The organism is Microvirga puerhi, assembly GCF_020089865.1.
Lineage (GTDB): Bacteria > Pseudomonadota > Alphaproteobacteria > Rhizobiales > Beijerinckiaceae > Microvirga > Microvirga puerhi.
On the sequence record NZ_JAIRBM010000035.1, the window covers coordinates 1 to 18,845 of the forward strand.

16 protein-coding genes and 1 pseudogene are annotated in these 18,845 nt (G+C 53.4%); 13 read left to right on the forward strand and 4 right to left on the reverse strand.

From position 1 onward, the window contains the following. Together K9B37_RS24295 and K9B37_RS24300 are read left to right on the forward strand one after the other, a co-directional pair. Positions 1 to 484: pseudogene (locus K9B37_RS24295) on the forward strand (hypothetical protein); the annotation flags it as partial. 399 nt (positions 485 to 883) lie between these two features. Beyond that, the gene (locus K9B37_RS24300; protein ID WP_224316399.1) at positions 884 to 2,038 is read left to right on the forward strand and encodes a rhamnosyltransferase WsaF family glycosyltransferase; all 1,155 of its coding nucleotides are present in this window, start codon (positions 884 to 886) and stop codon (positions 2,036 to 2,038) included. A 19-nt stretch (positions 2,039 to 2,057) separates the two neighbouring features. Here K9B37_RS24300 and K9B37_RS24305 read toward each other — a convergent pair whose 3' ends face one another. The 3 genes from K9B37_RS24305 to K9B37_RS24315 all read right to left on the reverse strand — a co-directional run bounded on the left by K9B37_RS24305 (position 2,058) and on the right by K9B37_RS24315 (position 6,505). Next, positions 2,058 to 3,128: an AraC family transcriptional regulator gene (locus K9B37_RS24305; RefSeq protein WP_224316400.1), complete on the reverse strand. Its 1,071-nt coding sequence runs from the start codon at positions 3,126 to 3,128 to the stop codon at positions 2,058 to 2,060. Positions 3,129 to 3,522: 394 nt separating this feature from the next. Next, entirely contained in the window at positions 3,523 to 5,031 is a 1,509-nt protein-coding gene (locus K9B37_RS24310; RefSeq protein WP_224316401.1) for an O-antigen translocase, read from the reverse strand. Positions 5,032 to 5,206: 175 nt separating this feature from the next. Further along, on the reverse strand, positions 5,207 to 6,505 hold the full coding sequence (locus tag K9B37_RS24315; RefSeq protein WP_224316402.1) for a polysaccharide biosynthesis/export family protein: 1,299 nt from the start codon (positions 6,503 to 6,505) through the stop codon (positions 5,207 to 5,209). A gap of 301 nt (positions 6,506 to 6,806) precedes the next feature. Between K9B37_RS24315 and K9B37_RS24320 the strand changes: the two genes are divergently transcribed. The 11 genes from K9B37_RS24320 to K9B37_RS24370 all read left to right on the forward strand — a co-directional run bounded on the left by K9B37_RS24320 (position 6,807) and on the right by K9B37_RS24370 (position 18,001). Further along, positions 6,807 to 8,276 (forward strand): GumC family protein, encoded by a 1,470-nt coding sequence (locus K9B37_RS24320; protein WP_224316403.1) that lies wholly within the window; start codon positions 6,807 to 6,809, stop codon positions 8,274 to 8,276. 6 nt (positions 8,277 to 8,282) lie between these two features. Beyond that, a complete protein-coding gene (locus K9B37_RS24325; protein WP_224316404.1) occupies positions 8,283 to 9,089 on the forward strand; it encodes a CpsD/CapB family tyrosine-protein kinase in 807 nt (268 codons plus the stop codon). A gap of 507 nt (positions 9,090 to 9,596) precedes the next feature. Continuing rightward, the gene (locus tag K9B37_RS24330; RefSeq protein WP_439651790.1) at positions 9,597 to 10,271 is read left to right on the forward strand and encodes a sugar transferase; all 675 of its coding nucleotides are present in this window, start codon (positions 9,597 to 9,599) and stop codon (positions 10,269 to 10,271) included. Positions 10,272 to 10,429: 158 nt separating this feature from the next. Next, positions 10,430 to 11,533: a Gfo/Idh/MocA family protein gene (locus K9B37_RS24335; RefSeq protein ID WP_224316406.1), complete on the forward strand. Its 1,104-nt coding sequence runs from the start codon at positions 10,430 to 10,432 to the stop codon at positions 11,531 to 11,533. 8 nt (positions 11,534 to 11,541) lie between these two features. Beyond that, positions 11,542 to 12,483 (forward strand): hypothetical protein, encoded by a 942-nt coding sequence (locus K9B37_RS24340; RefSeq protein ID WP_224316407.1) that lies wholly within the window; start codon positions 11,542 to 11,544, stop codon positions 12,481 to 12,483. Then, entirely contained in the window at positions 12,480 to 13,505 is a 1,026-nt protein-coding gene (locus K9B37_RS24345) for a DUF354 domain-containing protein (protein ID WP_224316408.1), read from the forward strand. Before K9B37_RS24340 ends, K9B37_RS24345 begins: the two co-directional genes overlap by 4 nt. Before the next feature lie 256 nt (positions 13,506 to 13,761). Further along, positions 13,762 to 14,889: a non-hydrolyzing UDP-N-acetylglucosamine 2-epimerase gene (gene wecB, locus K9B37_RS24350; protein ID WP_224316409.1), complete on the forward strand. Its 1,128-nt coding sequence runs from the start codon at positions 13,762 to 13,764 to the stop codon at positions 14,887 to 14,889. Next, complete coding sequence (gene wecC, locus K9B37_RS24355) at positions 14,886 to 16,181, forward strand: UDP-N-acetyl-D-mannosamine dehydrogenase (protein ID WP_224316410.1); 1,296 nt, start codon at positions 14,886 to 14,888, stop codon at positions 16,179 to 16,181. Before wecB ends, wecC begins: the two co-directional genes overlap by 4 nt. Next, positions 16,178 to 16,459, forward strand: a complete 282-nt coding sequence (locus tag K9B37_RS24360; protein ID WP_224316411.1) for a hypothetical protein — start codon at positions 16,178 to 16,180, stop codon at positions 16,457 to 16,459. Before wecC ends, K9B37_RS24360 begins: the two co-directional genes overlap by 4 nt. A gap of 277 nt (positions 16,460 to 16,736) precedes the next feature. Then, entirely contained in the window at positions 16,737 to 17,474 is a 738-nt protein-coding gene (locus tag K9B37_RS24365) for a GNAT family N-acetyltransferase (protein WP_224316412.1), read from the forward strand. Between the two features lie 149 nt (positions 17,475 to 17,623). Then, positions 17,624 to 18,001: a VanZ family protein gene (locus tag K9B37_RS24370; RefSeq protein ID WP_224316413.1), complete on the forward strand. Its 378-nt coding sequence runs from the start codon at positions 17,624 to 17,626 to the stop codon at positions 17,999 to 18,001. A gap of 184 nt (positions 18,002 to 18,185) precedes the next feature. Here K9B37_RS24370 and K9B37_RS24375 read toward each other — a convergent pair. Beyond that, a partial coding sequence (locus K9B37_RS24375) for a calcium-binding protein (RefSeq protein WP_305072175.1) occupies positions 18,186 to 18,845 on the reverse strand: 660 nt, incomplete at its 5' end.

Genomic DNA, 18,845 nt, shown 5'->3' on the forward strand with positions numbered 1-18,845 from the left:
CGAGGGCAACGTCGCCACCAGGATCGAAGGCAACTACATCCACGGCTTCAAGGGCTCGGCCAGCGCGCATTTCGACGGCATTCAGATCTTCGGCGGCAACTCCAATGTCGAAGTCGTGCACAACACCATCATCAACGACGGTTCGCCGAATGGCGTTTCTGCCGTGTTCGTCGCCAATACCTTCGGCGCCGTCGACGACGTCAACATCCACGACAATTATCTGTCGTCGCCCGGAAATTACCCGATCTACAACCTCGGCTCCTACACCGCTTCGCCGATCACCAACGTGACCTGGGCTAACAACTATGTGGTGAAGGGCCATTACGGCTATGAGTATATCCGTGCCGACAGTCAGGGTCATATGCCGGCCATGACTAATAATACCATGGTCACGGATGGTCTCTCTCCCGACAAGGCGCCCGACAATTACACCAGCGGCAGCATCTCCGCGCCCCGATCGAAGCTCGGTTCAACGAGGCAATAACATTAAGCGCAGCCTCTGCTTAAGTGAGCTACAAAGCCGAATGTCTCAAGAGTCCGCACCGCTAAAAGGAAAGGCTCTTCATTGGTGACAGCTGCAGCGGATCAAGGACCATGGCAGGTACACCTTTTGAGACGACCGATGTGATTTACTTGGCACCTGTGCCTGCATAATATGCCAGATAGGACTTTCTTCGAGCGGTGGCCTTATGAATCGTCGCGATTGCACACGTCGCCTTTGTCGTCAGAAGAAAAGGCGTAATCGATGATTGGTCAGGTCGTTCCGCAGTTTGCGCGTCGGGTCCGCCAGATTCGGCGGATACTCCTGTCAGAGGGACCTAAAGGTGTCAGTAGCCGTGCGAGAACTGCCCTAGCCGAGCGGATTAGGCCAAAAGATGTCCCTTTGCCTGTCCGAACTTCGGATGTCATCGCAGCTGATCTGGCAAGTCCAGCCAACCACGCGGAATGGCAAGCCAAGCCGGGAGAAGAAATCGTTGTAAATTGGGTGATGTCGCCGCCCGCCCCTGGATCAGGAGGGCATACGACGGTTTTCAGAATGATCCGATATCTTGAGGAGCGTGGCTATATCAATCGTGTCTACTTCTACGACCCGTATCGCGCGGATCATCAGTACTACGAGAGTATCGTCCATGACTACTATCGGTTTGAAGGTCATGTCGGGAATGTAGACGATACCATGGAGGACGCGCATGCCGTCGTTGCGACCAGTTGGCCTACGGCCTACCTCGTTTACAACGCACGATCTGCCGGCAAGCGTTTCTATTTCGTCCAGGATTTCGAGCCCTTCTTCCATCCAGTCAGCGCAGCGAGTATTCTGGCTGAAAACACGTATCGTATGGGCTTCCATGCGATAACTGCAGGTGGTTGGTTAGCAGAAAAATTGCGTACTCAGTTCGGGATGGTCGCGGATCACTTCGACTTTGGGTGCGACACATCCTACTATCGGGACCAAAAGCGATCGAAGCGGGACGGGATTGCCTACTATGCGCGGCGCGATGCACGGCGAGGCTATGAACTCGGGATCATGGCACTTGAGATCCTTGCCAAGCGGCGCCCTGACATCAATATTCACTTCTATGGCGATCAAATCAGCAATCTACCGTTCCAAGTCGTCGATCATGGCTGGGCTACGCCAAGTCAGCTGAATGATATCTATAACCAGTGCTTTGCGGGCCTGAGCTTGTCACTGACGAATGTTTCCCTTGTGCCACATGAGATGCTTGCAGCCGGATGTATCCCGGTCGTGAACGAGGCCGAGCACAATCGCATTGTGCTCAATAACAGCTTTGTTCGTTACGCGCAGCCGACTCCTCAAGCGCTCGCCGCTGAATTGGAAGCGATCGCCAACGATCCAGACTTCTCAGCCATATCAAGCGATGCGTCCAGGAGTGTTCGCTCCGCCAGCTGGGAGCAGGCAGGAGCGAGTGTCGAAGCTGTTTTCAGAAGGACGCTTCGACTGCCGAGTGATCGCTATGTCGCGAATGGGTGCGACGGAACAACGGATATATCGGCGTCGATGAACGCTGAGAGTCTCTAAAGTTTCAGGAAGAAGATTGTTAAGGCTGGCTTTGACTGTGGTTGCCTGCATGCGCGACTTGGCCGGTTCTGTGAATCTGCCGCCTTGCGTCTGTTGGGGACATGCCGACCCATCTTTGAAACGCGTGCACGAAGGAACTGGCTTCTGAGTAACCCAAGAGCCACGTGATCTGTGAGATAGAGAGATCACTATTCTGAAGGTAGTTCTTTGCAAGAACCGACCTTAGCTCATCGAGTATCATGCTGAACGTCAGACCTTCTTCCGCAAGGCGCCGTGAAAGAGTTCGAGGACTCATGCCGAGATCACTGGCAATGCTCGTAATATTGACATTGCCGTGCGGAAGTCTTGGCGTGATGGCATTCTCGACACGAGTTCGGAGGGGATTGCGGCTTAGCTGACGCTTTGCGATAGCCTTTTCATAGTCTTCTACAAGAAATTTATTAAGATAAGGATCGGCGGTAACTAACGGCAGATCCGCCACTTGAGTCTCGAATGACATTCTATCGGCGGGCGCGCCAAAGTTGATTCCGCATGCATAATAACGCTCCATCTCGGAAAGGTCTCCGTCGTGCCGATGAATGAAGCCAACATATGTCGGCGTGAGGCCGCGATTCGTGAAGAAACGGCTCTTCCGTAATGTGCAGGTTATCCAGAACTCCATTTCATGCCGATCGAGATGGCGCTCTACACCAACATATTCAAAATCAATGGTGAACACATTGGTCTTGTGGCAGGAAACTCGAAGCCCCTCGTTGACAACGGAACTGTAGTGAGCCTCACGGGTAATCGCGTCGCCAAGTTTCTCCGACGACGCCATGACGTAATAGAATGAGCCAAGTTCGCGCAGGTCGAATTCCTGCGCAATGTGAAAGCCGAGGAGGTTGTCTTTGACCTCCTCGGCGGCCATGTTCAGAAACTCTATCTGGCTTCTGGCATTGACACGCATGTTGGAATCATTCAGCAACGTCGACGGAAGTCCCGCCTTCCTTAAAAGCGTGTCGACGTCCTTTCCAGCCTGGATCACACGCTCGGCAGCAAGACGCGAGAGAACGCCAACAGCAGTCGGGAGTGCCGCAAGGCCCTTTCTCATTGGCTGACCTGCATTTCCATGAGACGATTTTCTGATCTGCCACAGGTCACCAATATCCGTTCATCGGCAAATGTCTGCAAGTCACGGCCGCGCTAATTAACTTGCTATTACGGACAATGCCGGGAGGCCGCGGCTGCCTTACAGCGCGTCAACTGCAGTAGAATATGAGAGCACTGCTTTAGAGCGCACTTGGAAGTCGCAGAACCCTAAACGGGCATAGGGGTGAATGGTCTGTTGATGCGATACGTATCAGATGGCTTCATATCGGAAGCGCCACGTTAGACCCGCTGCGGACGAACCTGGCTCTCACTCTCCCTTACTTTTGGCAAGCGGCTCATTTTGCCGTGGGGCGCTTCCGCTAGCGGCAGAGATTTCGCCGCGTATGAAGTTATGATCAGAGAACTCGCACGACCCAAGGGCGAATTGAGGCGGGGATGAGATCCGGAGGGCAGATCGCAAGGAGGGTTCGCACAGAGAATAGACCTGTGCAGATCAGCGCGATGCTGCCTACGATGACTCCGATCCAGACAGGAAGGTAAAGGAAACTGCAGAACACTAGCGTCACAGTCGGCAGAAATATCGCTACGAGTCTGATATTGTCGGGCGACCACCTAAAGCCGCTGAGGTGGTGCGCAACTATATAAGTTAGAAAACTGTGCCATATGTACAAGATTAGGAATGCGGCGCCAGCGCCATCAAGTCCAAACCAGCTGACAAGAAGCCAGGCAGCTCCAACATGAATGCATGTTGCTGCTACCTCCATCCAGAAAAACACCTTCTGGGCGCCTTTCGCCAGCACGATAAAGCCCATGGGCCAGGATACGATCCGTAGCATCATGCCGAGGCATATCCAGCGAAGCAGGCTGATTGCTGGGTAAAATGCGGAGGAATAGAATAAGGTCATGATCGCGGGCGCAAAAGTCAAAGTCGCTATCACGCCAGGTCCCGCAAGAAGAATGCTAATCTGTGCCTGCTCGTTTACAAGGCGATTACATTCGCCGTTATCGTTGGCTGCTGCGGTGAGGCGCGGATAGAAATCTGCTCCCATTGCTTGTAGAATAAACCCAGCGTATAGCCCGCCGAGAACCCACGAGGCTTGATAGAGCCCCGCTGCGTCTATCCCATGGCTATGAAGCACGATGATACGGACCGCGTACGCGGCTCCCAACGTCAGAAAGCCGCTCGCCATGAAGGCGACGCCCAGTTTGAGCAGCTGCACAGTCTCGGGCCACATTTCGGCTATGGAGACGGTACGCGTTCTAATCTCGACCTTCCGGCTGTACCACCAAGAAGTCAGGATTGAAACGGCGGCCATCGCGATCAAGGAGGGAACGATACCCTGTTCGCCGAAGAGATAAATAATCGGAAGACCGATAATTGTACTAAACAGTGCCGCTAGAATGCTTATGCGAGCGAGATCCGAAATGCGGCGCATTCCTTGGACAAGCGCTGTCTGGCCCGCAGATATGGATTTGAAAAAGACTACGATCGCAAGCAGTGCAACACCAAACGCGTGTTGATTGCTGCCGAACGTAAAGTTTGAAATCGGCACGGCGAATGTCAGCAGGAGGCAGGCTCCGAACAGCCCGAGGAAGAAAGAGATGCGTCTCAGTACGATCGCTGTTGTCGCGATTCTCTCCTCATTTTCCGTCCCAGCCGCCTCCGCGATTTGCCTGACGCCGCTACTTTGAACTCCGAGACCGGAAAAGCTCTGTGTGAGATCGGCTACTGAGTTATACAAGCCCATCAGGCCCACGCCGCTTGGTCCAAGAATGAGCGCAAGTGCTTTATTCCGAATTATCCCAAAAGCGATATTCACGACCGATGATCCGCCGATCTGCGCGGTCGATTTTAGAATTTGAGTGTAGGTCTGCTTTGTCTTGGAAGATTCACTTGGAGACATGAGCTCAACAGCCTTGCAATTCCTGTCCCATATACCGCTTGCGTCCCTTGTCCATCTGTATGGCAGTCTCCGGGGAGTCGAAACTATCAGCGACGGCCAATTGTCATGATCGAAGCAAGAACGCTTGACTAAAGTCAGTTCGTCCTGTGCCAGCTCCTTCGGTAAGGGGCGGGGACTACTGCGTGGCTCTGCTCATCAGAGTACTGGAAGACTGCTTCTTGAGGGGCTCGCTAATCGCCACTTTTACGACATCCCTTGGAAGCAAGGAAGTTTGCTCAGAGGCAGCAATTTCTTTTGCCTCCTCCGCTATTTGCCTGACGATTGTGAACGTTAGAACTGGTTCCACAGTATTCTCCGTGGCGCGCTTGCCTAGGAGTGGCGCGTCGCTAACGACCAGGATCTTCTTTATGACATCTTCTTTGATCTTTATGCGCTCAAGGTTTGCCTGCGCCTCTTGCAGCTCCACTGAGACCTGAGTTTGGTGCTTATCACGCAAGCTCAGCGCGTTACGCGTCGCCTCGCTTAGATTCTGGCGCGCTCTCATTGTCGCAGTAATCTCATCAAGGCGATTGGACTGTAGGTTCGAGACGGCAAGCTCAAGCTCAGATCGTCTAGATACCGTGGCAATGCCTCGCTCGACGAGTGACCGAACACCGGCGAGTTCGTCGCTGACGAGCTTTATACGATTATCTAGCGTCTCCGTCTTTTTTTGCAGGATATCGATCTCGGATACAAACAGATTCCGAAGCTCGTCGAGGCTATCAAGCTGCCGCTTAAGCTCGTTGTTGCGTGTCTCAAAGACGATCTGCTCTTGAGCCATGACCTCCTGCGCGCTGCTGTCGGCCGCGCTCGACGTTAACTCGACCGGAAATGAGATCTCTTTTGCGCTGGCACTCTCCGCCTGCAAGCGGGCGATTCGCGCCAAGGTTCTTAGAATGTCTTCTCGGAACGTCTGCAGATCGCCTAACATTCCAATCTGGCCTTTATCGCCTCCTTCGGTAGTCCCACGATATCGGCCGCCACCAAGGGCGAGGGCCTGAAGCACGGTCATGCCGGGCCTGAATTTGTATTCTCCCGGTGCCGTTACGCTGCCGACAACATAGATTGGGGGGTACTCCAAAATTTCGACTGTCGCACTGGGTGCATTAATTAGGCCAGCTTTATCTTTGAGTTGCTCTCCGATTCGTGTCGCGAGCCCAGCGTCGTCCGTATCGGTGACGCTAATGGTTCCTAGGAGCGGTAATGAAATTGTCCCTACGGATGAGACCGTGAACTCGCCGCTGATCGGACCCCACTGTTGATACTCTCCCTTGGATGGGATCCATTGAACGACCGTAACGCGGATCTTTGTTTGTGGGGCAAGGAAATGGGTATCCGCCCTGGCAGGGCTGACGAAAGCCATGGCGAGAGCGATAGATATAGATGCAATGACGTGGGAGCGCACGGATTGCGTAAACATATGGGCTTTCGACATTCCTGCTCGCTCAATCTGAGGAAAAGCTTAGCTTCCGGCAAATTTCTCCGATTGTCCGCAACTATGCTGGGCCAGTCAACATGGTAATTGCTCTGTAATACTTCCTGGTCAGGCGATCATCTGAAATCTTAATTGCTTGTGAGCGGGAATTTTAATTATTAGATAGAAAGTAATGTCCGGACAGCTTGAAATTATACGAAGATACGACTTGCAATCACTCATATAAGGTACCGAAAGCGGATGAGTGCAGAGCGCACATGGGCAGTCCTATCTTTTTTTGGGAGAGCAGGGTGAGAGCGCAATGAGCAGAGTTGATATTCGTTTCTATGCGTCGCTTTTCCTTCGAAAGATCCACTATTTCCTGGCAATCGTCGTGCTCATCTCTGGGATGGGTATCGCAGTCGCTCATCTCCTTCCGCCGACCTATCAAGCTAATGCGAGAATCTTGGTGGAGTCGCCGCAGATCTCTACCGATTTAGTACGACCGGTGGTACCCGACGAGATCTTCAAGCAGTTGCAAACTATAGAGCTGCAAATGATGACGCGTGCAAATCTCCTTGCGCTCGCAGATCGTCTCGGCCTTTACAAAGATATCCCAAATGCCTCGGAGAGCGACATTGCCGATGACATCCGATCTCGGATGAGCATTGAGCAGATTCAGTTTGATGTTCCCCGAGGTAGGGATGCTGCGCTCGCCTTCAACATATCTTATAAAGCGAGGGATCCTGTCATCGCCGCCGATATCGTCAATGAGTTCGCGAGGATCCTTCTCCGAAAGAATGCCGAGATGCGAACCGGTCAAGCGGGGGAGACCTTGCAGTTCTTCCAGCAGGAGACGGAAAAGTTGAGCACAAGGCTCGCTCAGATTGAAAGCGAGATCTCAAGCTTCAAGAAAGAAAACAGAGATGCGTTACCTGAGGGTACATCCTTTCGCAGCAATCAGCAGCTCACCTTACAGGAAAGGCTGATGCAACTCAGTCGAGAGGAAACATCGCTTCATGACGGGCGTATGCGACTTCTGCAAATGTATGCTAGTACCGGACGTGTCGCTAATGCGGACGCGATGACGCCTGAGGAACGAACGCTTGAGCAGTTGAGAAAAGTTCTGGTCGAGCAGCGAACGATATATTCCGAAACGAGCCCGGCGATCTCCGCACTTCAATCGCAGATTGCTTCTCTCGATCGGACCGTAAAAGATATGGGAGCTGGTGACATCGATGCATCGGGGGGCAAGCCGCTCCCCCCGGAACTGAACATACAGCTAGCTGATATGGATCGGAGACTTGCTCTCATTGCAGATGAGAAGCCCACGATCGAACATAAGCTTGCGGAGCTAAATCGATCGATTGCTGCAACTCCAGCTAATGAAGCGACGCTGAACTCGCTCGATCGGCAGCGCCAGAGCATCCAGAGTCAATATAACGCAGCGGCCTCAAGACTAGCTGATGCCTCGACTGGGGATCGAATCGAGCAGCGATCCAAAGGAGAACGGCTTTCAGTTCTGGACTTCGCAACGCCACCACAACATCCCGTAGGACCAAAGCGATTCGCGATCGCTCTGGGCAGTGTGGTGGCATCTCTCATACTCGGTTTGGGATTGATCGTTGTGCTGGAGTTCCTGAACAAGACTGTGCGCAGACCGGCGGAGCTACTCACGTCGTTGGAGATCGAACCTCTGGAGACGATTCCCTATATATCGTCTCCGGGTGAAGTGCGTTCGGTAGGACTCAAGGTAATACCGGCAATGCTGCGCCGCTCGTCAGGGATGTAGAGGCCGATGATGGAAAGTATCCAATCCACAATTGAAAAGATGGAACGAGAAATAGCTCTCGTCACGTTCCGCGACGAGAGAGCGCCAGCTCCTCCGTTATCTCAAGCCAGCGACGCCATGTGGCGACGTATTCCTCATATCAAGATCGATCGAAAGCACGCCGCACGAGAGCGGATCATAACACTTGATCGCACGGACGATGCTTGCACCAGGTTCGATACTCTCCGGACAAAGATACTGAGGATTCTGCGGCAAAATAACTGGACATCCGTCGCGATTACGTCGCCAACGCCAAAGTGTGGTAAAACTGTCCTAGCGCTCAACCTGGCATTTAGTCTTTCCAATCTCAAAGATTGTAGAACAGTCGTTGTTGATCTCGATCTACGACAGCCCAAGATCGGTGCCTCGCTTGGGCTTGAAAAACTGCACTCCATGGAACGGTTCCTCAAAGGTGACATCTCAATTGAGGAGGCATTCACTCGATATGGGGAAAACGTCGCGATAGGTGCAAATGCTTATCCAGTTTCGTATGCCGCGGAGTTGCTGCAAAGCCAGGAGGCCATTTCGAGTATCAAGAACTTGAAGGACAAATTGAGACCGGACGTCATGCTCTTTGACCTTCCGCCCATGCTCGCAAGCGACGACGTTCTTGCATTTTTGCCGAATGTCGATTGCGTCCTCCTCGTTGCGGCAGCTGAAAAGAGCTCTGTAAATGAGATTGATGTCTGCGAGAGAAGCTTGGCGCAGGAGTCCCACGTTCTGGGTGTCGTCTTGAATAAGTGCCACTATCCTCCAGAGAGATATGGTTATTGATAGGGGACGCTGCTAAGCACGAGCGTCCAAATCGATGGGCTTGAGTTTGGCCAGCCGGGTGTCAGGCCCGATGGTGCCGGACTGTGTTCTGCATGGGGCCGGGCCGCGACTTAACTGTTTCGTCTTTGCGCTATGCAAATTTAAGCCAAGAATCCGGAAGGCCAACTTCGAAGTTGGACCTTCATCTGCGATCACAGTCGCGGTCTCTGATCTCCGGGATTCCGCGAGATTTCGCGATCTTTGGGATTAATCCGTCGATCCCGATAATGCGAAGTAGTTAAGTCATTAATATGAGTCGGAGAGGCGTATCAATGATTAAGGCTGCCTAATACAAATTGGCCTCCGGAAATTAGTATCGCGTTGCGCTGTCCCGCTAGTATATAATCTCTATACATCATTGATCCCTCTCTAAGAGCCCGGCCATCATTGCGTCAGCTTTGTCTTATGCGGCGAGGATCTCTTATGGCGGTGCGAAACTTCCTGACAGGAGGGGTGGGGGTTCAACCGGTGCGCTATGCACCCTCGCGACCCCATCGCTCACGAAAGTGGAGGGCAGCGCAGACCCATGATAGTGCTAGTCCTTATTTGACATCACATCTTAAGCGCGTGTTCGACCTCGTGTTGGCGACAGTCATGATTGGCATCTTGCTTCCTATGTTGATGCTAGCTGCAATTAGCGTGAAGCTTTCCAGCTCAGGCGCTATTATTTTTCGGCAGAAGCGTCACGGGCTTCGGCAGGTACCATTTGTGATCTTCAAGTTCCGGTCGATGCATGCGGAGTGTGCGTCCGATCCGACAGTGCGTCAGGCAACTGCCTGCGATCCGCGTGTCACGGCGATCGGCAGATTTTTGCGGAAGACTAGCATTGACGAGTTGCCGCAGCTCTTCAACGTACTTCGTGGTGAGATGTCGTTGGTCGGCCCGCGACCGCACGCTCTCGTTCATGATGAAAAGTATATCGCCGAGCTGCCAACCTATGCATCCAGGTTTTCTGCAATCCCCGGCATTACCGGGCTTGCACAGATCAACGGAGCGCGAGGGGAAACGCCGACTCTGGCGCATATGCAGAAGCGCCTTCAACTTGATCTCGAGTATATCAAACGAGCCTCAATATTTCTCGACCTTAAAATACTCGTTTACACGGTGGTGGCTGTAATCAAGCACCGCGCTGACGTATATTAATAAGGAATATGAGAAAGAATAATACATGCGAGATTGCTACTCATAGGCGCGTAATCCCTATGCTCCAAGCGCACAGTAAGCAGAGGATTGAGAGCATATTGAATCTTCAATATATTTATTCTCTGGTCCCCGGGTTTCATTGAAAAGAAAGCATCTCTATGGGAATACGAACCGGCTTGATTGGCCTGGGGAAAATGGGAATTTCTCATCTCGCCATCGCGAATAGTCATCCCGGGATCGACGTCACAGCAGTCTGTGACAGTAACCCCGCTCTCCTCGGTATTCTTCGGAAGAATACGGCCTTCCGATGCTATCAAAGTCCGATCGAGATGATTGACGCCGCGGGGCTTGATGCCGTCATCATCTCAACGCCATCTCGCTCCCATGCTGAACTGGTCCGGCTATCGCTTAAGAAGAATCTCCATATCTTCTGCGAAAAACCTTTCTGTCTCGATCCTTCGGAGGGTAAGGCGCTGGCCGCCGAAGCAGCCTCCCGCGGGCGTGTTGGCCAAGTGGGCTATCATTTTCGCTTTGTTGGTACCTTTCAGAAAACACGAGAGATCGTGCAATCCGGCTGTCTAGGCGAGATTCATCACATTCGTACAGAAGCCCATGGTCCGGTGGTCTTGCGGACTCGAGGAGCCACATGGCGGGCACAGCGCTCCGAGGGTGGCGGCTGCCTCTACGATTATGCTTCACACGCTGTCGACATCGTGAATTTCATCTATGAGGCGCCATATGCAGTGTCCGGAACTGCTGCGCAGTCCATATTCTCCCGAGATGTCGACGACGAAGTGTACTCGACGCTGCACTTTCGGTCCGGTGCGACCGGCCAATTGTCCGCTAATTGGAGCGACGACAGCCATCGCAAAATGTCAACGCGCGTAACAATCTGGGGAAGCAATGGAAAAGCTGTCGCCGATCGGCAGGAGTTGCAAATCTACGTCAGGCGTCCGATCAGATCATACTCTGAGGGTTGGCACGTTGAGAACATCACCCAGTTGACAAAGCCGGTAGATTATTACCTGCGAGGTGAAGAGTACACCGCGCAGCTCGATCATTTTGTCCGCTGCATAAATGCACACGAGGAATGTCGATCGTCCTTTTCTACTGCTGCAGATACAGACCGCGTGATTCAGATGCTCGCTAGCGATGCCTCAGATCGCTCTGCGCGTATAGAAGCACATCAAGGAGAAGCGTCGTCAAACACCCGTTCGAACTTCTTTCGAACCCTTAAGAGCCGTGTAACATCGAGAGGCTGATCATCACCGTGGACCGCGTACTATTTGGAGACAACCAATTCTTCGGCGTCAATCATGCGTCGGAGGAAAAGGCTCGGGCGCAGGCCATGCGCTTTCGCGATGCTGAGTCCATGATTCAGGTTCTGGACTATGCAGTCGACGCAAAAGTAAACACTTTCATGTGTACAACCCATGCGAAGGTCGCTGAGATTGCCGAGCATGTTCGAAAGAACGCGCGCCGATATGAGCACTTCGAGTTCTACCCATGTATGCCCTATGCACACAAATATGCTAACGCAATGGCAGAGCATGGGCCGCTAGAGGCATTGCGCCAGATCCTCCCGCAAGAGGGAACGATCTCTGCCCTCCTGAAGGGTGGTGTATCGCTCGCTAGCATGAATATCGAAGGCCTTGCCGAACTTCTGATCGATGCCGAGATGAAGATGTTTCATGGGTTAAGGACACCTGTCGTCTTTCTGCAGAACGTTGTGACCGACCTGCTGCTCGGCATTGGCTATGATCAGGCATTCCACATATTTGCCAATCACATAAGGAGAAAGTACAAAGCGGAGCCCGGCTTTATCACAATGAATCTTCCGCCATTGCTCGACGCTCTTGAGCGAGCTGGTATCGAGAATCCAATCGTATGCACGACGATCAACAAAGCTGGATTCAGAATGTCTGGCGGGATATCGGCATATGAAAATGTGCTAAGAACGCGGCAATTCCGACTGGTTGCGATGTCTGTCCTGGCTTCCGGTGCTATTCCTGCTCGTGAGGCAATCGAGTACGTTTGCAGTTTACCGAATGTTGAATCGATCGTGTTCGGAGCTTCGTCGCGGCAGAATATTGTCGAGACAAAAAGATTGATAGACGAGTTAAGTGCGCCCGATATCTCTCGATCAGAAGTTTCATCGTGTGATGAAGCGCAGAGGGAGCATGTGACACGGCTCCAGCGGGTTGTGTCATGAGAATCTGGTTCGATTTGTCGAACTCGCCTCACGTCAATATGTTTTCTGCTCTGCTAAGGGATCTGCAGGAAGAAGGGCACCAAGTTGTCATTACTTGCCGTCCCCTCGCAAACACGATCGATCTTCTCAAGCTTGAAGCGATTGAATTTACGGTTGTGGGCGATCACTATGGCAAGCGCTTCTTACGTAAAGCCCTCGGCTTTCCGATCCGAGTTGCCCAACTGCGCAATCATCTGGCGCACGAGGGGCTCGATGCCGCTGTATCTCAGAGTTCCTTTCATTCGCCCATAACATCCAGGCTTCTGGGCGTTCCCGCAATTTATATGAATGATAACGAGCACGCGCTTGGGAATGTCCCTGCATTCTTAGCGGCGAAACGGATTCTTGTTCCCGAATATCTGAGAATGGATAAAGTAAAGAGGCAGGGTGCCAGCGCGAAAAAGGTACGGCAGTATCCTGGCGTGAAAGAAGGTCTGTATCTCTGGAGACTGGCCGATGAACTTGATCGCTTGCCGACAGCGGAAGTCAAGAATCGCCCGTCGATTTATATCAGACCGGAGCCTTGGACCGCACAATACTATCGTGGGCGAACGAATTTTCTAGACGATGTCATCATGGCTTTGAGCGCGGTGGCGGATGTTACGGTTCTGCCGCGGGGAAAAGAGCAGGCTCTCCATTATAAGGACCAAAAGTTCAAAGGCGTTACACTTGTGACGGGAGCCCGTGCCATTCAGCAGATAGCGCGGGATTGCGATCTCTTCATTGGGGCGGGCGGCACGATGACGCGTGAGATGGCCGTGCTGGGTATACCGACCATTTCAGTCTACCAGGATGAACTGCTTGACGTTGATCAGCACTTACTCCAAATCGGTGCCTTTATCCACGAACCGGAGCTGTCGATTGCTTCCGCTCTGAGTCACGTCGAAACAGCGACGAAACAGGGCAAACGACGAGAGTTGTTGGAGAAGGGTCGCTTAGCCTATGATTTGCTGAAGAGTGAAATTCTCGATCTTCATTCATAGGCGGCTCCATGAAGCGGCCCAGTCTAAGCTAGGTATAGAAACTAGTATATGATCCCTACGCAAGCATAGCCTAGCAAGGCAGCGTCTTGCGGCACTAGCTTGTACAAGCGCGGCCATCATAATTTATTTTGCTTTCCAGCATATTCAGGAAGGCTAATCCAGAAGAGCGAAGTAAGACCCGTGAAGATCGTGTATTCTTGCTTTGGACCCTGCTGAGGTCATCGCAGAAGCAAACGCTTGGTTTTAAGGTAGGGGCATGCATCACGTCCTTTTGGCATTTGGAACACGGCCTGAGGCAATCAAGATGCTTCCAGTCGTAAGGGCACTACGCGAATGCCGCAATGTCGGTGTAAGCGTTGCAATTACCGGGCAGCACAGACAAATGCTTGATCAGGTCTTCGAAGTCTTTGATGAGAAGCCGGATATCGATCTCAACCTGATGACTCACAATCAGAAGCTCTCGGACATGACGGGCTTGATCATCAGCCAGATGACTGAAGTGTTGGAAGCCACACGTCCCGACCTGGTCCTTGTCCACGGTGATACGACAACGGCAATGGCAACCGCCATCGCATCGTTCTATAGCCGAATTCCGATCGGCCATGTGGAGGCAGGGCTTCGGTCCTTTGATCTCTCCCATCCATGGCCAGAAGAATTTAACAGGGTCGCAATCGACTCGGTCGCTGACTATCTTTTCGCTCCAACATCGGTCGCAGCTGAAAATCTTGATCGCGAATATAATCGTCGCGGTCGAATCTATGTGACAGGCAATACCGGAATCGATGCTCTTCTCCATGTTGCCCGCCAAATTGATGCACACGAAGCTGGCGGTCCAAATATGATGAAGACACCGGTCGAGCTGGATCCGGATCGCTCCCTCATTCTGGTCACTGGGCATCGCCGGGAGAGCTTCGGTGCTGGATTCGAAGACATCTGTACCGGTCTCGCCAGGTTAGCAACCCGTGAGGATGTTCAGATCGTTTATCCCGTTCATCTGAATCCGGCCGTCCGTAATGTCGTCGGTGCACGTCTCAGCCATCTGCCGAACATTCACCTTATCGATCCTGTCTCATATGTGGACATGATAAGGCTTATGAAGCGAGCTAAGGTGATCCTAACCGACTCTGGCGGCATCCAGGAAGAAGGTCCCGCTCTGGGGCGTCCTGTCCTTGTGATGAGGAATACAACAGAGCGTCCCGAGGCTATCGCGACGGGCGCAGTTAGCCTTGTTGGAACAGATCCCACTCGCATCTTCAACGAGGTCTCAGCTCTTCTCGATGATGAGGCCTGCTACGAGAGACGCGCAAAGGCCGTATTTCCGTATGGCGATGGAACGGCATCAACACAGATTGCGAAAATCATTGCGGAGTCGTTTTCCATATGACGAAAGTTTGTGTTGTCGGCTTGGGATACATCGGCCTTCCAACGGCTGCCATGATGGCGAGCCGCGGCTTCGAAGTCATCGGCTATGATGTCAACGAGACTGCGGTCTCGTCGATCAATGCAGGAAAGGCACACTTTCACGAACCTGATTTGCAGATGCTACTATCAGCTGCCATCAACACGGGCCGTCTCAAGGCACAAACGCAGCCGGAAGAAGCCGACTACTTCATCATAGCCGTTCCAACTCCCTTTAAAGACGGCAAAAAGCCTGACATGTCTCATGTGGAGAGTGCCTGTGATGCCATAGCGCCGTTTCTACAGGCTGGCTCGACTGTGATCCTTGAGTCGACATCTCCCGTGGGGAGCACGGAGATGATCACTTCCAGGCTTTCAGCCGCGCGGCCGGACCTCGCTTGGCCGCAATACAAGGACCCCGGTGATGCCCAGATTGCCGTTGCGCATTGCCCAGAGCGAATTCTCCCCGGAAATATGCTTCGGGAACTCGTAGCCAACGATCGCATCATTGGCGGCATGACGGATACCTGCTCCCGGCGTGCGCAATCGCTATACGAGACGTTCGTGACCGGGCAGATCTATATTACCGACTGCCGCACCGCCGAGTTTGTAAAGCTCATCGAGAATGCGTCTCGCGACGTCAATATCGCATTTGCCAATGAGCTGTCTGTGATTTGCGATCGGATTGGTGTCGATGTCTGGCAAGCCGTCGAGCTAGCAAATAAGCATCCGCGAGTTTCGATTCTGCAGCCAGGCACAGGAGTTGGCGGACACTGCATCGCTGTTGATCCATGGTTCATCGTTGACTCGGCGCCTGAAGAGGCGCGCTTGATCCGAACGGCTCGCGAGGTCAATGATCGGAAGCCGGAGTATATATTCCACCGGATTCTTGACTTAGCTGATCGCTTCAAGAATCCCGTGATATCGTGCTTCGGGATCACTTATAAAGCTGATGTGGGGGACCTCCGCGAGAGCCCCGCCTTGAAGATCGTAACAAAGCTCCTTCAGCATGGCGGTATGCGGGTTCTGATCTGCGATCCACTTGTTAAGTCTCTTCCGGCGCTGTTCTCTGGCTGTCCCGATGTGGATCTGGTTGATGCTGATGCCGCACGGCGAGAGGCCGATATCGTGGCGTTGCTAGTGGGGCACAAGCAGTTCAAACGTCTTGAATTCAATCGCTTCCTTCATAAGGTTGTCATCGATGCAACAGGGCTGATGTCTCGACCAAATGGGTTCGCTACTGAAGGCCATGTCGGCCCTCGGGCGGAGCGTTGGTGAGACGGTCTACCGCCCTTTCAAGCCTTCTTGTTTGTGCCGCCATTGCTCTTCCGGTGCTTGCGGGAAGTACTGATGAAGCGGTTGCAAATGGCTTCACTGCGAGTTTTACCTCGTTGGGCTGGACTTCTGTGTTTGTCGTGGTGGCAATGCTTCTCAATGAACACCTGAAGGATAGTCATCTCCTCCGTCAGTTGCTGACCGTACGAGGTTTCAGGGGCTTTGAGCTACAGGATCAAGGTACGGAAGGGGGAACGAATGCTCCTTCAAATGTCTTCTGAGTGCCTGGTGGAGGTAGTTCCCCGCCGCCTCCAAGACTGTAGTCCTGTTGAATGGGATGCTTTTGCGCAGGCCGGTGGCGCATCTTTCAGATCATCGCACGGATGGTTGGGGGGCTGGTCTCTGAAGTCGCTATTTCGACGACGCCTCCAGATCTTCGAGTTCCATCACGCTGGTCGCAAGGTCGGTCAATGCGCTGTTGGAATTGGCGGGGAGGAGTGCGTCTTTCTCGACAGATTGGTTCTGGCGCCTGGCTTCGAGGCTCTGTGGACGCCATGCATGGGCGCTGTTCTGAAACACGTCGGGCCCGGGAGGTACCGCTACGGGTGGCATCTCAATCTCGAGCAAGCGAGAGAGGAAGATCTTCGAGATGTGCCGGGCATTGAAATGGAGAACATTCGCCCGCTCACCGTACATGCCGTCGACTTCCGGCGATGGTCGAACTGGGATGAATATTGGGCCGGCACGAGCAATAATACGCGGCGAAATGCAAAGCGTGCGGAGAAGGCGGATCTGCATGTCCAGACACGGGTTGGTTTGAAATGCCTCCTCCACGTCTCCGCCATTATTCGACTTCGTTCCGTGATGTATGAACGGAAGGGGATTCAGTTTGATTGGATAAGAGCCCTTTTAAGTTATATAGGCGGCCACTTGACCGCGCCAAGTCATCGGATCAGCGCGATTATTTCAGAGATGGGGCAGCCTCAGGCCGCCTTCATTGGCTTCGAATTCGGCACGCATACCTACTACATTGCTGGCGGCTCTCAGCCATCCAATAATGGGGTTGCTTGGTATCTTCAGAAGTTGATGCTCTATCGCGCCTGGGAAAGAACCGGTGGTCGGGCAACGTATATCATGGGGCACGTTGATTACGAGACGCACGATGAGACGATTGGGGGAGGCCTTCTGCGCTCCCGAAGGGCCGTCAACGCCTCCAACTACGAAACGAGCGTGATAACGTTCCGATATCGGCCTTCCTCTGTAGCTTCAAGTGCTCAGTTACATTCTGATTCTTGACCCATTTCTAGCACGTCAACTCGAACACAGTTCGTGCTGGGGCAGGAGAAAGAACGGCATGAAGTGCCGGAAATTCCCATATCGATCATCCACGTGGATCATAAGAGACCAGTAATGCTTGATACGATGGAATGGAAGGAGCAGGGCTTGTGAAGCCGACGAGAAAAGTTGCCATTCGCTTCTTGGCTTGGTTGCTTATTGCGGCGATCTCGATTGTGTCTCTCGTGCCGATTGGCGCGCGCCCAGTCAGTGGCGCCCCGGCCAATCTGGAACGCGTGGCTGCGTTCATGATGGTAGGGTGCATATTCCGCCTTGCATATCCTAGGCGATATGCATCGATCCTTTTGATGCTGATCGTGCTGACGGGGGCGCTCGAACTATTGCAGAATCTCGTCCCTAGTCGCCACGGGCGATTCAATGACCTGATCGTGAAGGTGATAGCCCTGATGGCGGGATCGTTCATAACCGGCAATATAGTCGAGCCGATCAGAGGCCTCTGGCAGCGTTGCGGGACAGCGATACGTTAAAATGCAGGCTGGGACGCAGATTGACATCATGGCAGTGACAAGGCCTGCGTCGAGGGTAGGCACTTGTGGGCCGCGCCTGCGATGGGATTGTGCATCAGTTGTGTCGAGGGTGATGTCGGAAAAGTCGGCCGGGCGCGTTGTCCTGCGCCCGGCCTTGTCTTGATGGTTGTCGAAACGTCCAGCCTTACAGCATGAAGTCCGAGGTGGTCAGCCCGAGCTTGAGGCCGGCCAGATCGACATGGAACTGGTAGTTGTCGACCTTGCCGTAGACATGCGTCACATTCGCCGCCGTGTCCTCGACCGCCCAGAGATGGCCGTTGCTGCCGCTCGTCTTGTAGCCGTCGAAGATGAACGCCTGGTCGCCGGCCTGCGCGCCGTTGGTGTCGATCTTGGAAAAGTCGAGCTTGTCGGTGTTGTGGACGAAGTCCATCACCTTGTCGCCGTCAGCCGAGTACTTGTCGCTGAACTGGAACACGTCCTTGCCGTTGCCGCCGATCAGCGTGTCAGCCCCACCCCAGCCGTTGAGGGTGTCGTTGCCGTCGCCGCCATTGAGCACATTGGCGCCGCCATAGCCGGTGATGACGTTGTTGAGGCTGTTGCCGGTGCCGTTGATGGCCCCTGAACCGGTCAGCTGCAGGTTCTCGACATTGGCGGGCAGGGTATAGGTGATCGAGCTCTCGACCGTGTCGGTGCCCTGACCGGCCAGCTCGACGACTTTATCGCCGCTGTGGTTGACGGTGTAGGTGTCGTTGCCGGCGAGGCCCTTCATGACATCACCGCCGGTGGTGCCCTTGAGGGTGTCGTTGCCGCTGGTGCCGACGATGTCGCCCGGCGTCGGGGTTGG